This window comes from Methanosalsum natronophilum (genome assembly GCF_024808815.1).
GTDB classification, from domain to species: domain Archaea; phylum Halobacteriota; class Methanosarcinia; order Methanosarcinales; family Methanosarcinaceae; genus Methanosalsum; species Methanosalsum natronophilum.
The window spans coordinates 37,581-52,189 of record NZ_JANUCS010000015.1; the positions used below are offsets into that span (position 1 = coordinate 37,581).

The 14,609-nt window shown below is 30.9% G+C and carries 12 protein-coding genes and 1 riboswitch; of the genes, 4 read left to right on the forward strand and 8 right to left on the reverse strand.

Annotated elements, in window-relative coordinates; genetic code table 11:
* Positions 1-103: 103 nt before the first annotated feature.
* The 4 genes from J2T59_RS08230 to J2T59_RS08245 all read right to left on the reverse strand — a co-directional run bounded on the left by J2T59_RS08230 (position 104) and on the right by J2T59_RS08245 (position 6,285).
* Positions 104-439, reverse strand: a complete 336-nt coding sequence (locus J2T59_RS08230) for a hypothetical protein (protein WP_259135457.1) — start codon at positions 437-439, stop codon at positions 104-106.
* Between the two features lie 15 nt (positions 440-454).
* A complete protein-coding gene (locus J2T59_RS08235) occupies positions 455-2,206 on the reverse strand; it encodes a BatD family protein (protein WP_259135458.1) in 1,752 nt (583 codons plus the stop codon).
* Positions 2,207-2,245: 39 nt separating this feature from the next.
* Entirely contained in the window at positions 2,246-4,909 is a 2,664-nt protein-coding gene (locus tag J2T59_RS08240) for a FlaD/FlaE family flagellar protein (protein ID WP_259135459.1), read from the reverse strand.
* 113 nt (positions 4,910-5,022) lie between these two features.
* Entirely contained in the window at positions 5,023-6,285 is a 1,263-nt protein-coding gene (locus J2T59_RS08245) for a COG1361 family protein (protein ID WP_259135460.1), read from the reverse strand.
* Positions 6,286-6,441: 156 nt separating this feature from the next.
* Between J2T59_RS08245 and J2T59_RS08250 the strand changes: the two genes are divergently transcribed.
* Positions 6,442-7,035: a hypothetical protein gene (locus tag J2T59_RS08250; RefSeq protein WP_259135461.1), complete on the forward strand. Its 594-nt coding sequence runs from the start codon at positions 6,442-6,444 to the stop codon at positions 7,033-7,035.
* Positions 7,036-7,128: 93 nt separating this feature from the next.
* Positions 7,129-7,488, forward strand: coding sequence for a hypothetical protein (locus J2T59_RS08255; RefSeq protein ID WP_259135462.1), 360 nt, complete (start codon positions 7,129-7,131; stop codon positions 7,486-7,488).
* A 177-nt stretch (positions 7,489-7,665) separates the two neighbouring features.
* Here J2T59_RS08255 and J2T59_RS08260 read toward each other — a convergent pair whose 3' ends face one another.
* A complete protein-coding gene (locus J2T59_RS08260; RefSeq protein ID WP_310572670.1) occupies positions 7,666-8,745 on the reverse strand; it encodes a flagellin in 1,080 nt (359 codons plus the stop codon).
* 1,240 nt (positions 8,746-9,985) lie between these two features.
* Between J2T59_RS08260 and J2T59_RS08270 the strand changes: the two genes are divergently transcribed.
* Both J2T59_RS08270 and J2T59_RS08275 read left to right on the forward strand, forming a co-directional pair.
* Positions 9,986-10,216 (forward strand): hypothetical protein, encoded by a 231-nt coding sequence (locus J2T59_RS08270; RefSeq protein WP_259135463.1) that lies wholly within the window; start codon positions 9,986-9,988, stop codon positions 10,214-10,216.
* Between the two features lie 227 nt (positions 10,217-10,443).
* On the forward strand, positions 10,444-11,172 hold the full coding sequence (locus J2T59_RS08275; protein ID WP_259135464.1) for a sugar phosphate isomerase/epimerase family protein: 729 nt from the start codon (positions 10,444-10,446) through the stop codon (positions 11,170-11,172).
* 14 nt (positions 11,173-11,186) lie between these two features.
* Here the strand turns inward: J2T59_RS08275 and J2T59_RS08280 are convergent, their stop codons facing one another.
* The 3 genes from J2T59_RS08280 to J2T59_RS08290 all read right to left on the reverse strand — a co-directional run bounded on the left by J2T59_RS08280 (position 11,187) and on the right by J2T59_RS08290 (position 14,163).
* A complete protein-coding gene (locus tag J2T59_RS08280) occupies positions 11,187-11,738 on the reverse strand; it encodes a TMEM165/GDT1 family protein (protein WP_259135465.1) in 552 nt (183 codons plus the stop codon).
* A gap of 75 nt (positions 11,739-11,813) precedes the next feature.
* Positions 11,814-12,836, reverse strand: a complete 1,023-nt coding sequence (gene mgtE, locus J2T59_RS08285; RefSeq protein ID WP_259135466.1) for a magnesium transporter — start codon at positions 12,834-12,836, stop codon at positions 11,814-11,816.
* A gap of 121 nt (positions 12,837-12,957) precedes the next feature.
* Positions 12,958-13,131: riboswitch (M-box (ykoK) riboswitch) on the reverse strand.
* An 84-nt stretch (positions 13,132-13,215) separates the two neighbouring features.
* Positions 13,216-14,163, reverse strand: coding sequence for a calcium/sodium antiporter (locus J2T59_RS08290; RefSeq protein ID WP_259135467.1), 948 nt, complete (start codon positions 14,161-14,163; stop codon positions 13,216-13,218).
* Positions 14,164-14,609: the final 446 nt, after the last annotated feature.

Below are 14,609 nucleotides of genomic sequence, written 5' to 3' on the forward strand. Positions count from 1 at the left end.
TTCTGTATAATGTATGTTCATATTAGTTAAATATATTTTTGTTTAATTTATAGTGAATGAATCAATTGTATTTTTCTTCGTATATCTTCTTAATCCAATTAATTTAGTTTTCGGGTGGCTTATATTCGTTCTTGGAAGAGGAAACCATCTGTTGCTTAAGATACCATGTAATGAATTCAGTATACACTATAACAGATATTAATGCTGCCCATGCAAAGAACAATATATGAAAGTTTGTTATCTGAACCAGCCCTTCAAATAATAAAAGATGTTCGTATGAATAAAATTGTAATGATGTTGCTGGCAATATTAAGACTGACATTAAAGGAACCAATATCAATACAAGAGCTGCAACTATTGTGGAAACTCTCACAAGTATAAATAATGTAATCCCAATAAAAAGCATATATATGAATATTGATAATAATGTTATTTCCATATTAAATACTCCAATCTATTTTAGTGTTCTCATGATAGTTAGATACGCCATAAGTGGTACAGTTGAAATGAGTACGAACATTGAAATAAATATACTTATTAAAAATCCGAAGCTGTTCCATCGACTTACTGAAATGTTCTCATCATCTATTTGTTCAATAGAAGCTGCAGTATCTTCATTTACATTAAATTCTATTTCCTCTAAATGTACAGTTCTATATTTGTCATTAAGCTCATCATAATATTGTACCTCTAGTTCAGGAATTGTATGGGTTCCAGGTTCAAGTGGATTAATGATATATGTGAATCCATGAACTTCACCTGAACTTAAAGAACCTTTCCAGCTTAAATCACCATAAAGTAGTTCCATACCTTCTCCTATTTCATCTTCAAACTCTATATGACCAACTGATGTTCCTCTATTTTCAAGATGAATAGTAATAGTTATATGTTCATTTATTTGGAATTCATCGTGTGTGAGATAACGATCAGCCTTTAGCTTAACTCCATGTAAAGTAAAGCTAGCACTTGAACTTTTGATCCTATACATGTTACCATTATGTTTGAGTTCTAATGTAGCAGGTTCAAGTTCATATTTACCTGGTAAATCAGTTTTTATTTTATATGAAAGTGTTAGATTTTCATTAGGTTCAAGATTCAATTCCCAGTCCAGATCAGAACCCTCAACTAAACTAATATAATCTGGAACTGTATCACTAATTATTATTTCTTTTGCAGTTGGTGCAAGATTGTCTATATTTATAAAAACTTCAAATTCGGAGTCATTTAAGGTTGATTCTCTTGGCCTAACATCTTTCTCAATACTAATATAGCCAGGTATTTTTGTAGTACTTGAATTCGATTTACTTACCCTTTTATTACTGTAAGTATAAGCTATCAAATTCCCCTCGATATCTAGCAATGTTTCTTTTGGGTCAAGTACACCATCAATTTCTATTAGTTCTTTGTACATCTCTGAAGGTTCGAGGTTGGAAATCGTTATATCATCTCCAAACTTAACATTATTCATTTCAAGATTAAAATCAATGTTTCTTAAAGGAACATCACCAGTATTCTGGATAATTAAATAATAACTTATATCCTCTCCAGGCTTATAGCTCTCATTCAAACCTTCAAAATATATATCTATTTCAGGTACTGGTCTATCATATAATTTGACTCTAGTACTGTTATCGCTGTCACCTATTTCAACTACTTCCAAAAAATAGTGGCCGAATATAATCTTTGAATCGTTCTCATTCAGTTCAACTGATTTTGATTCTGATTCGTAATTAATTAAAATTCGAACTTTTCCTTGATTCAATTCAATCAATTCAAATTGAAGTTCATTTATTTCTTTCAGTACACCTTTTTCAAGTTTCACGGATTCCAAATATAGCCATTTTGGTTCTTCAGTTAACAAATAAAAATCAACTACTAATTCATCTTCTGTTAAACTTTTTACTTCTACTTTTATCCTGTTAGAAACAATAAAATCACTATGTATATCCGTATCTACTTGATATGCTCGTTGAAATCTATCATTATCATATAATATAAGTGTAGCTTTACCTTCATCAAAAATAATTTCATGTAACTTGAAAGTATAGCTTTCAACCTCAACTTTATCATTGTTTTCAAGTTCAAAAGTTCCATAGAATTTCCAAGTCTCTTCGTAATGAATTGTATCATTTGCCGTAACTGGGACAGATACCAATAAAGCATAGAGGATAATTAAAATGGAAATAAAGAAATATTTACCACTCATTGTTGGATAAATGTTTACATTACTATTAAATTGTTACTATTAAATAGAGTTATACAACCGTACACCTTTCTTAATATTAGCAACTTCACGGTCTATTAGAGTTAAAACATTCTTATCAACTTTGACACCAGCTAACCTTTCAATGAACCAAATGGATCTAATATGATCATCTGGAGTTAATTTCCAAGTAGCACCGTCTGCAAAGTAATCAATACCATCAGAATACCTTAATAACTCTAATCTTACTTCATCACTTATCCAACCCATCTCCACATAATAAGACAAAATATCTGTCATGTTATTCCTACCAACAAGACATAGTAAAAACTCAAGCCATTCCATACATAATTTCATGTTATAAGAATTTTTATCTATATGGTCAAGGTATACATTTTGCTCAAACGACGGTCTATTATTCCTTTTATTCTCAGAGTTCTTTAACTCATTATTAACATGTTCAATAAAGTTGTTCATTTCTTCCTGTAATTTATTAATATCTTCCTTAAAGCCTAACTTCATTTCATTGTTACTATTATGCACTTCAGATAAATCGTCGAGAATCATAGAAATACTATCACCTATCATTTCCAAAGATTGTTTTGTATTTTCTTGACTCTTTTTTAAATTATAAGTGGTATCATGAAGTTCATCTATATGATCAATTTTAGATACCTGCTCCGTTAATTCATTAATGATAACGTTATTTTGTTCACTAGTTTCTTGTAAACGTTCTTCAAATAAAGAAAAAGATTTTGCGCTTTGTTTTATTTCAGTTTTGAGAATATCCACAGATTCTTTTGTATCCTTACTTTCCTTATTGAACTCATCTAAAGTATTTAATAATGCGATCAAATGACTTTCGAGACCTTCTGTTTTTGTATTAACAACATTTATTTCAGATCCAATCGTAGATTCAAGCTCTTCTTGTAATTGTTCAAACTCATGAGGAATACTTTCAAGTGATGAAACCGTGTTTGCTAGAGAATCTAATTCTTGTTTTAATAATAGCAATTCATGCTTTGTTGAACTTTCATCGATATTTTCCTTAACAGTTTTTTCAGTATCAATGTCATCCAGTTCTTGTTTCACATCTTCGATTTCAACTGACCTATTATTCAAATCCTTATTTGATTTTCCCACGTGAGTACTTTCTTCCCCATATTGGTATTCAGGAACTAGTTCTTTAGCCTGTCTTAGAAAAGTTTCTTCTGCATTTTTTGTTACTGAATCTTTAGACACACCATGAATACTCCTGAATTCATCGATTTTTTCTGGATATGATGCATCTAAATCGTTCTCATTTTCCTGTTTAGGTGGAAATGATAAGATATCGCCAAGTTGTTCATTTGGAGTGTGGTTCAAATCTTCAGATTGTTTACTAATAGGAGTATTAAATGAAATAGAGTCAGAGCTTTCTTTCTTTTCTTTCTTAAATGGATATAATTTATCCGTATCAACAGTTTCATCTTGATTGTAAATATCGTCAAATAAGCTAGGTTCCTTTTCAAATAACGGATTTCCTATCTCCGAACTAGTACTTTGTTTTTTATACAAATCTTTACTAATATCTTCCATCCTATCTAAAAAGTTTCTACTCCCTTTTAAATTACTTACAGCCATTTTGAAAAAATTCTTGAATTTGCCAGCAACTTCATCTAAAGTTAGATCACTATCAGTGTCATTCAAATCAGGCTCTTCCGTTGTTGTTGAAATATTTTTATTTTCTTTTCTAGTGTCTGACATGAAATGATTTCCAGGAAAATGTTTGGAACCATCTGAAATTTTAGACTCAGTATCATTTCTGACACTTTGTTGATCTACCATATTTTGTGGTGATTGACTTAACTGACCTAAATCCATTGAGGGGGTGCTACTAAGTTGCCTTCCAATATCATTTGTACCTAACTTTTTTAAATATGCCTCAATTTCATCTAAACTTATATCGTAATCTTGTTTTTTAGATAGAGTATCAGTAGCTTTTTCTAAAGGTTCGGTTCTAGAGACAGCTTCTTCATCTTTTGAAGGTTCATCTGATACTAGGTTGTCATTATCAAATGAAGTGTGTTTGACTTCATTCTCTTCCAGCCGATCATATGCATAATTGCAACCTATATCACCTTTTGTCTCATAGTTTTCATTCAACTGTTCATTTTTTCGTGATAAATTGGTAATTGGAATTGAATGGCCGATATCATTCTCTGTTATTGCAGCACTGCTCTTTTGGTTAAATTCGGTTTTATCTGCTTGAACCTTGTAATTACCTATCTCCTTATCTGACCTTATATTTGGATTCTCACTAGTTAACATATCTTTAGCAACCTGCTGAACACCCTCATTCTTATCAATCATATCATTACCTATTTCATTATTTCCAGATATTCCAGCGTGTTCTGATTTCAAACTTGAAAGGCTCTTTTCAAGGTTTTCATTATCTGACCCAAGTAAGCTTTTTCCTATTATACCACTATCATTTCGATTTTCAATAGAATCAATTTCATCCAAATCATCAAGGAATGTAGGAGTCGATGAGATATTCTTATTATTCTCTTCAGTTAAATTTTGATTGTTATTACTCTCACTTAATTCATTACCCGAAGCTATTTTATTTATACCTTCAATATCCCCACTTTCCCATGAAAGTTGATTGATACCAATCTTTTTATCATCAATCTTCCTATTTTTACCATTTGACGATTCTACCATGATATTAATCCTCTGGGGTTTAATTAAATCAAAATAAGTACATCTGGACCTTAATTATTGATGACAATATTTTAATTAAATTCATATAAATGTTCTGTTATCTAGATAAATATTTAAAAACTCAGCCAACCTCTGATATTTTCAATTAAATTTGCAAAAAAACCATTTTCATTATTTTCTTTTTCATCATAATGTGCTTTCTCTTGGCTAATATCATCAATATCATCATCTGAGTTTTGGTTCTTTGATGATGCTTCATAATAATTAAGTTTACCAGATTCCAGCCTCAATCTTTCAGAATAAAAGTTATACTGATTCCCACGTGTATCTGTAGCTATAGCCTTTGTGGCAGGGATGACTAGATTACCTGATTCTGTAATTTTAACAGAGTATTGTAATGTATCTGTTTCTTCAGGTTGAATTACACGATTTAATTCTGTTTCACCATTTACAAGCTCAAAGAATTCAGGGATTTGCTCTTCTATATTAACATTTGCTGCTCGATTACCGCTATTCATGACCTCTAATTTTATGTCTATTATATCCCCAACATCTACATTAGTTTCTGAAACTATCTTCTTAATATCAATCTGGGGCCCATAGATAGTAATTTCAATATCTTCTGTTACCTTTTTATAAGTCACACCAAGATGAGTTAAATATAGTTCAAAACTTGGTAAAATGAAGTCCCCAGGTTCAAGTGACCTTAATGAATAGCTTATAGAATATTTTTGATTCGGCCTTAGTTCAATATCCCATGATATATCTTTATCAGGATCATAAACAAAGTTTGATGGATGAGAGGCAACAACTTCGACATCCTTGAAATGAATATCTTTTAAATTTTTAATGTCTATATCTATATATAGTCGTTCATCCAAGTGTACTGAACTACCTGATGCTACACTAAAATCAACTGTTGAATTAATCCAGCTATCCTTTCTAATTTCAAGATCTTCTTTTTCTTCTTCTTCTAGTTCAAAAAACTCAAATTCGGCATAAGGAGATGTTATGTTAAGTCCTGTAACTATTTTAGTCACATTCAGTTCAAATCTATCTTTGAAGGTTATATTATTTTTTTTTTCAGGGTTGTTTTTAGAAAGTATACCGTTCCAGCTATTGCCCTGGTCGTCCTCAACCAAAACAATAACATAATCTTCATTCGAATACTTCTTTATAGGTTCGGAGAATTCTAGTGCCCTAATTGAAAAATTATATATTTCATTCACTTCACCCCAATATAACTTAAACTCATCTATCTTGACCCATTCAGGTTCAACATTATCTTCGTCTTCAGCATGCACTGGACTTGTTAGAACTATAAATAAGAAGCAGAAAATCAAAACACTTGACCTTAACAAAGATTTATTGTCCATTAGACGACCTTCCATGAAATAATTTAGTTGTACCAAACATTTAAAGTATTTTATACAATAAATAAGTTTATGTTTATATTAAACATATTAAATGATAAACTATTTAAATCACTAACATGCACTATATTTAAAATAAAATGATCTCGAGGTAATCTTATGACACAAGAGCAAGGTATTGCTAAGGTCGAATTGAATTATATCACAAAAGCTGTAATGATGGGAAACAGTTTATACTCAAATGATTGGCAGAAAGGGGTTATGTATCTTACTAATATGAATCTGTGGTTTTCTATGGGTGAAAAAGGATGGTCCACTATTCCATTAAAAAACATTACCATGATTGGACGAGAGGTTCCAGATGCTTTAAAAATGAAAGCACAAAAGGCTACTGGAACAAATAATGTTCTGATTGTTGACTATATTCATCCATCAAGTGTAAGCCAACAATCTAGTGCAGCTTCTATAGCCCTACTTGCAGGAAGTGAACCTGTGATAAATTCACTCAAAGCATACTTAATGCCACTATGTGGTCAAGTATCCAAGAAACGGACTATTTCGGAAGTTGATAAGAAATTAATGTATATGTTTTATACCGGTGTAACAGAATTTGATAAGATCAATTTCTTAGTAGGTGTAGATATCAGTACTCTAGAAGAAAGTTTTGAAAACCTTAAAGAAAATGGTTTATGTGATGGTTCTAAGAGCCTTACAACTAAGGGTATGTCACAACTCAAAAAAATGATGGCATAAATGTTTGCATTAAAGTATAAAAGTACATAGTAAAGCAATTATCCAAGTTAAGACATAAAATACTAACATAAGTAAACTACGAGGAATTACTATATGAAAGAAGAGCTATCAAGTATTTTTTTGGAATCTTTATTAGAACTAGAAGGAGAATATATCCGTGTCCTTACCATTAGATCAGAATATCGTGGCATGTGCAAGCAAATTAACCCTGTGGACCATAGTTTATTGCTAAAAGAAGTTGTTGAAAAAAGAGATGATGGGTGGGTGGAAATAAGTAATCTTATGTTCATCCCTGGTAAATCAATCATAACAGCATATATAGACACCACATATCCATTTGATACACATGAATCACTTATTTTATCTGTAAAAGATGGAGAATTAAATGATTATGGAGTACATGGTGAAAAAGAAGAAGATAAACATAATACTGATGAAAATATTATGAATTAAAGTTAACTTTTAAGGCTTTAAAATATTTACACTTATTTTTTTTTAAACTTACCATCTGAAGTATTGCCATTTCATTAGCTCCCATATTCTAATTTTAGTTTATATAATAATACTACTAGATAAAATAAGAAGGAGATGAGGTATTAAGTTCATATGAATGAACTTAATAAAGCAAACTTAGGACATTAGTAGAATATACCTATTATCAAAATATGCACCCGGTGTATTTATTTCAAATGGTACAATAGAACCTGCTTCTGGTCTTATCTGAAATGATAACTGTGATCTTGGTTCAATGCCTTCATATCCAGATTCTTGTGTTTGGAATACACGTCTCATATCAATCGTGATTTCCATTATATCACCAGTCCTTAATACAGGTTGGTTTGCAACAAAGTTACTACTATCTCGAATCCTAATAGGGCTTACTGAAAAATAATTGCCATTAGGTACATGAATCGTTTCACCGGCTTCCAAGTGATTATATCTAACATTAGTCATCCTTGAGCCATCTGACAAATAGATAATTAATTGTGAGAGATCAATATCCTGACTACCAGGTCCAAGTGAAACTGATACACGCAGTGTTGTTATATGACCGTGTTGTGTAGAACCTCGAGGATTTATTTCACCTGATTTAAAATTTTCATTTCCATTATCCTCAAGTTTATCTCTATCATATGCAATTCTGAAATTAGATTCTTTTAAAATTCTAGCCGAAAATTGTTCACCCGGTTTTATTCTATAGCCAATTTCACCATCCGAATCTTCATAATAAATTGTTTTATCCTCAAAATATTCAAAGTAATCTTCAAACCAATTGTCAAGGTTATCTGAAATTGCTGAGTTCTTATCAAACGCAATAAAAACATCGTTTTCTCTGGGGTCTTGATCCTGATCAGGTACTTCACGTTTGGAAATCCATTCAACCTTTGAGCTTGCTGGAATACTAATATTATCTAAAGTATCTCCATCTTTATTTACTAATTTAATGTAATCATTATCTTCTTTAATGTATATAGTTGTATATGAAGCTCTTTCGCCCTCTACTCTATCAACTCTCAGATTTGATGCTACTTCTCTAGTAGTCTCTTGACCCGTTTGAGCTGCAGTTTGCTGTAAGACTCCTGACGTTTTTATCAATAAAGCTGATGCAACTGCTGCTACCAGCACCATTGATATGAAAATGATAAGCGTCCCAATCCCAATCTGTGCACGCTCATCTTTTTTAAATTGGTGTCTCTGATTTGCTTTCATGATAAATAATCTCCTTCAAAATACAAGCTTAATTAGTATTAATTAAGCATAATTTCGTTATAAACCTATTTATAAGTATGGTTTGAAATAATTAACAATATTATACTAAAGTAACTTTACATATAAACGTATCTTTTTATGATTCTCTAGAATTCAATTAACTTATTGTTAGAGATATATATAAGAAAAATCTTTGATAGACCAAATTTCTAAAAATGAGCATTTTACATCATGTATTATTTTGCATGCTTTTATTAAACGTTGATTACATTTTACTTATTAAGACTAAAGTTTAGTATATACTAAATTCAATGTTGTTTTTTTTGTGCTAGAGTCTTTGATTATGGTACTAACTGTAGTTTCACATCCTTTAATTCAGGGTTGCCATATACATTTAAATTTAATTTCAATCACTTTACAACATAGATTAAAATGTAAATTAACATAACTTTTAAAACTAAAAATTAAAACTATCTTTTAATTAGAAATATTAATTAATAGATATAAAAATGTATAAAATTAAAATAAACATTAAATAGCAATTATATTAGTTTTAAAAGTAATTATTAATTTTTATTTAGTTAAAAAAGTTAAATTATGAAATATATTAACTAATAAAGTTACATTAAGTTTTATAATTAAAATTAATGTCATATTTAAGTTGAATACATTTCTTTACATGTAAACATATACATGAGAATAATAAGTATAGATCTAAAAACTGCTTTCATTACAGAAATTTGATATAAATAAGCTAATTAATTAGATTATAACACATTCAACTCTTTATACTAAAAGTTAAGTTCCAAATAGAGTAATTAATATATAGAAATCAGGCTTCAGTGAAATATTAATCTTTAAGTCATTGGATCTTTTGATATTGAGTCCACTTTGCCTCATATAAAAATTTGTATTATCTATCCACCTATATTTTGACAATGTGTTGTAATTAAGTTGCTTTAATTTATTTAGATTTTAATTAAGAAGCTTGAATGAAATTAATATATCTATTTTATCCAATTATAAAAATATATTTTACTTATAAGATTTTTAAACTGAATATTATTCTTTTTAAAGACTAATATAACTTTTATCCTATTATTAAGTCATAAAAATAGATTTCTCAAAATTATAAATTCATATAGTTGTTAAAAATAAAGAAATGTTTATTTAAACAGATTAACAGTTACTTATAAATATAAGATAATATTATAAGAGAAATTAAGGAGGTATCATGACTATGAAGTATATAGAATATTATTTATCAATTCTAACATTTTTTCTAGTCTTGGCTATAGCTTATTTAATTGGTAATGCATTAAACATAACTTGGTTGATGTTCTACTCATTTGCATCTACATCTACCAGCGGATTTGTGTTTGAAGCTGGTATTTCATGGATACCAATTATATTTGCGCTTATTATAAGCTATATAGCTTGGAAATATGAGTTTACACGTTTATATTATTGAATAGCACCTGTAAACTCATTTTAACTTTTTTTATTTGTTTATTAAAATATTTAGCTAAAAATATGTAAGATATAACTTTACTGCATCTTTTTTTTTTAATAAAAACCTTTATTGTACCTAAAAATTGAATTAAAAGAGACTTGACTATGTCCTATAGTATTTAGTTAACTTTATGTAATGCATAATAACATCAAATGTTCATATCTATAATATTTGGAGAAAGAACAATGTTAGGCATATCATCATTTTCCTATAGTAACAAGACACTTTCTGAAGCACTTGAAGTAATTGAGAATAAAGTTGCTTGTGCTGAAATATTTTGTGAAGGAATGCATGATCTTTTTAAGTATACAGAAATACCTTTATCTTATAATTTGAAATATGCAGTGCATGCACCATGTAGTGATCTAAACATAGCAAGTATCAGAGAGCGAATTCGTAAAGCTAGCATCGGTCTCGTAGAAGATGTCGCTTATCTCTGCCAACAAATTGGTGCAGAAGTGATGGTATTGCATCCAGGTTATTTCAGTTATTCTTGCGACCTTCCAGCTGTCATGAAAGCACTTGAAACATCACTCGATGAAATGGAATATATTAGAGAAGAGACTGGTGTGCTGATATGTTTAGAAAATATGCCAGCTGATTGGAATTGTTTTGTGTTCCAGAATCCAGGTATGGACTTAAAGAATCATGGTTTCACATTAGATATTGGACATGCTAATACTACAAATGCTTTAAATGATTTTTTAAAACAAACAATATCACATTTACATATCCATGATAATAATGGTACCTCTGATGAACATTTACCCGTTGGAGATGGAAATATCGACTTTAATTGCATGAGACATAAACTAAAGTCAAATGGGTGTATGAAAATTTTGGAGCATCGGACTGGGTTTGATGTTGATAAAAGTCTGGAGACTATAAACACTAAATACAAGTACTTAAAGTGAAATATGAACTAACTTTAAACAAAAAATGATACACCTATCAATATAAAGAGTATCCCAGCTACTTTGGAGACTAGATCCTTTGGAATCCTATCCATGATAAATTGACCCACAAAGATGGCTATCAAGCTCATTATGAAAAGAGCTAATATCACTCCAATAAAAACAAGATAAGGGTCATATTGTGTTGCAAATACAGCAGTAGCTAATTGAGTCTTATCACCCATTTCTGCAACTAAAATCAGTCCAAATGCTGTAAGAAATGGACTTTTCATTTCTGGGTTCACATTAGCTTCTTCGTCCTCTCTACTAACTAACATAAACAAACCGAAAAGAATAAACAAGAGTCCTGCACCAAAACTCACATATTCCATTGGAACTACCGTTGAAATATAATTACCTAAGAGAATAGCTAACCCCGTAGTAATTATAAAGGCTAACATAACCCCCACTAAAAGAGGTAAATATTTTTTTGTTTTAGTTGAAAGTACTAGGATAGCTAACTGGGTTTTATCACCTAGTTCTGCAAGTCCAACCACTACAAAAGGCACAATGATATCTAATAACACGGTTTTAGTCCTTTGACTCTTATTTATATAGATATTCTTTCCTGAATAAAAAAAATAAAGGATTGTAGTATATTTTTATACCAAGCCTGGCAAGAGTATGGCAGCAAGTCCAAAGTATATCAAAAGTGCTGTTACATCCTTTATTGTAGTTATCATTGGATCCGAGACTGCAGCAGGATCGTATCCAGCCTTATGTGCAATCCATGGTACACCAAAACCAATAGTTGAAGCAATGATAGAGACTAAAACTAAGGTTATAAATACAAGTAATGCCAGTTCAATCATACCCTGCCAGACATATGCAATTGCAGCTGCAATCGAGCCAATAATAATTCCAATCGCTAAACCCATCCTTCCTTCTTCTAGGAAATGTCGAATAGCATTTTTATCACCTATATGACCCACTGCAAGCCCTCGTACAAATATTGTGGATGCCTGTGTTCCAACATTTCCACCCATATCCATTATAACGGGAAGGAAAAATGCAAGTGCTATAACCGCTTGAAGAGATTCTTCATAACCTTCAATGACAAGACCTGCTATTAGACCACCAGCAAGTGCAACAAGCAACCATGGTAAACGTATCCTAAGTATATTGAAAGCTGAAGATGTTAATATTGTATGACTCCTTGATACTTCTTCATCTGAGAATACCATACCTGCACTTTTGAAAATGTCCTCTGAGGCTTCTTCTTCCACAACATCCAACATATCTTCTGATCTCATCACACCTACAAGTTTCATATCAGCACTAGTTACAGGCACTGCTCTAAAAGGTATATCTGACATCTTTCTTGCAGCAATCTCTACATCTTCATTTTCTTCTAATGTTGTCAGATCAGTTTTCATGATCTTAGATATTGGTTTATCTCCTTTTGCATTCAAGAGATCGCGTAAGGATACTACACCAACTAATTGTCCAAATTCATTTAGTACATATACATAATAAATACTGGTCTCATCCGATTCTGGCTGATATCTTCTGAACTGGTTAATAGTATCTTCTACTAAAGTTTCTTTTGTAACTGAAAAATATACTTCATCCATTACATCTCTTACAATATTTGCGTGGATGTGTTCGTCACCATTCTCATACATACAAATTCCTCCTTTCCTCACATTTTTTTAGAAACAGAAACCTTGGTGGAAGAGGAAAGTGTATTTTTTGGCAAACAAACCAAAGTTTGCTTGAACTTAGAAAAACTTAAAGTGAATCTACTAAACACTCTCCTCGTTTAGTTTTAGCACTATCGAACGTAGAATAGATCTTTTATCTATTCAGCTGGTTGATAAAGCCTTAATCCGACAATACCTGTTTTACTCATTGGCATCTCTCGATGTTTTTGAGCACCAGCTTATGTTTCGATAGGAGCCTCACCCAACAAGGTGTCTTGTCCCTTTCTGAATAGGTGTAGTGAAATAATATTATTTAAAGGTTCTGCAGATGTTCAAAATTAATGCCTCACAATTATTCAAATCAAACATACCACATAATTAAACCTAGTATATATCCGATGTATAGTATGATCAATAGTATCCCCATCCAGCGCTCCAATCTTTTCAGCACAAGAGCAGGTATTACGGCCACACATATCAGGACAAGCATGGCAGGTATGTCATAATAGAGAGATTGAGCCAATATTGGTATATCTCTAAAAAAAGGTGCTACTCCGAATATTAGAGTAAGACCCATCAAATTTGCGCCAATTATGTTTCCAATTGAAAGATCGTGATGTTTCTTAACAACAGCAGCAAGTGCAGTAACTAACTCAGGAGCAGACGTACCAAATGCTACAAGAGTTAAAGCAATTATCATTTCAGGAACGCCTATGATCTCAGCTAGTTCCACACCGCTATATACCAGCAGTCTACTACCAATTATAACAAAAATAGCACCTAAAACAAAATATATCAATTCTTTTCGAATATGCACCAGTTTATTTCTATGAGTTGATGGATTTTCATCATTCCAAATATTTGTCTGATACTTGTAATTATAATAAATGAAACCTATAAACAAAAATAATAAAAACAATCCATTGAAAACAGTAATTACACCATTATATGAAAACAGAATTAGCATTAATACAGCAATAACCATGAAAAGCGATTTCATGTAAAATTTATTCTCGATAGGAGATCTAGATCGTACTGCAATAACAAAACCCAATATTAGGCCGGTATTGCATATTACAGACCCCAGTGCATTACCTACTGTCATTTCAGTATGACCTAAGTATGCAGCTATTGTAGATACAAAAAATTCTGGTGCAACTGTTGCAAAACTTACTATAGTAGCCCCAATTATTATTTTAGGTATCCCAAGCTTGTTAGATATGGATATTGCTGATTCAATGAACCAATCTGCACCTTTCAAAACAATTAAAATACTCAATAAAAATAGTAATACAATGATAGCATCCATATTGCAACCTTTATACCTTTTTGTCTAACAATATCATATAAGCAAACTATTTAGTTTAACTGATTAAGTCAACTACCAGTCCCTTACAGAAGGTGACTCCTGTTTTTTTAATTGAATATGTCTAAAAAGTTTCAAAGTCCTAAGGTAGTATTTAAAGATGAGTGACACTACTAAAAAAAATGAAATAATATTAAGTTATATTTTGAACTTCTTTTACTGCAGCTCTCCTTTCTCTGATTCTAGCTTGAAGCCTATTGGATATTCACACAGAAACTAGTATGTATAACTTATAAATTATTGGTATTTCGGCTCTGTAGAAATCCTATTTTCCATTACCACTTCAACCTAATATTATAAAAAGGATAAGTCCCCTGTTTTTTTTGTTTGTTTACCAAAAAAACACAGGGGATGAATGTTTTTGTCAGGAAAATACTTAAACTTTATTG

Bases quoted from the DNA above. Each gene is read 5' to 3' on its own strand.
- J2T59_RS08250 (WP_259135461.1), top strand. From the start codon at position 6,442: ATGACACAAGAGCAAGGTATTGCTAAGGTCGAATTGAATTATATCACA.
- J2T59_RS08245 (WP_259135460.1), bottom strand. From the start codon at position 6,285: ATGGACAATAAATCTTTGTTAAGGTCAAGTGTTTTGATTTTCTGCTTC.
- J2T59_RS08255 (WP_259135462.1), top strand. From the start codon at position 7,129: ATGAAAGAAGAGCTATCAAGTATTTTTTTGGAATCTTTATTAGAACTA.
- J2T59_RS08240 (WP_259135459.1), bottom strand. From the start codon at position 4,909: ATGGTAGAATCGTCAAATGGTAAAAATAGGAAGATTGATGATAAAAAG.
- J2T59_RS08270 (WP_259135463.1), top strand. From the start codon at position 9,986: ATGAAGTATATAGAATATTATTTATCAATTCTAACATTTTTTCTAGTC.
- J2T59_RS08230 (WP_259135457.1), bottom strand. From the start codon at position 439: ATGGAAATAACATTATTATCAATATTCATATATATGCTTTTTATTGGG.
- J2T59_RS08275 (WP_259135464.1), top strand. From the start codon at position 10,444: ATGTTAGGCATATCATCATTTTCCTATAGTAACAAGACACTTTCTGAA.
- J2T59_RS08290 (WP_259135467.1), bottom strand. From the start codon at position 14,163: ATGGATGCTATCATTGTATTACTATTTTTATTGAGTATTTTAATTGTT.
- J2T59_RS08260 (WP_310572670.1), bottom strand. From the start codon at position 8,745: ATGAAAGCAAATCAGAGACACCAATTTAAAAAAGATGAGCGTGCACAG.
- mgtE (WP_259135466.1), bottom strand. From the start codon at position 12,836: ATGTATGAGAATGGTGACGAACACATCCACGCAAATATTGTAAGAGAT.
- J2T59_RS08235 (WP_259135458.1), bottom strand. From the start codon at position 2,206: ATGAGTGGTAAATATTTCTTTATTTCCATTTTAATTATCCTCTATGCT.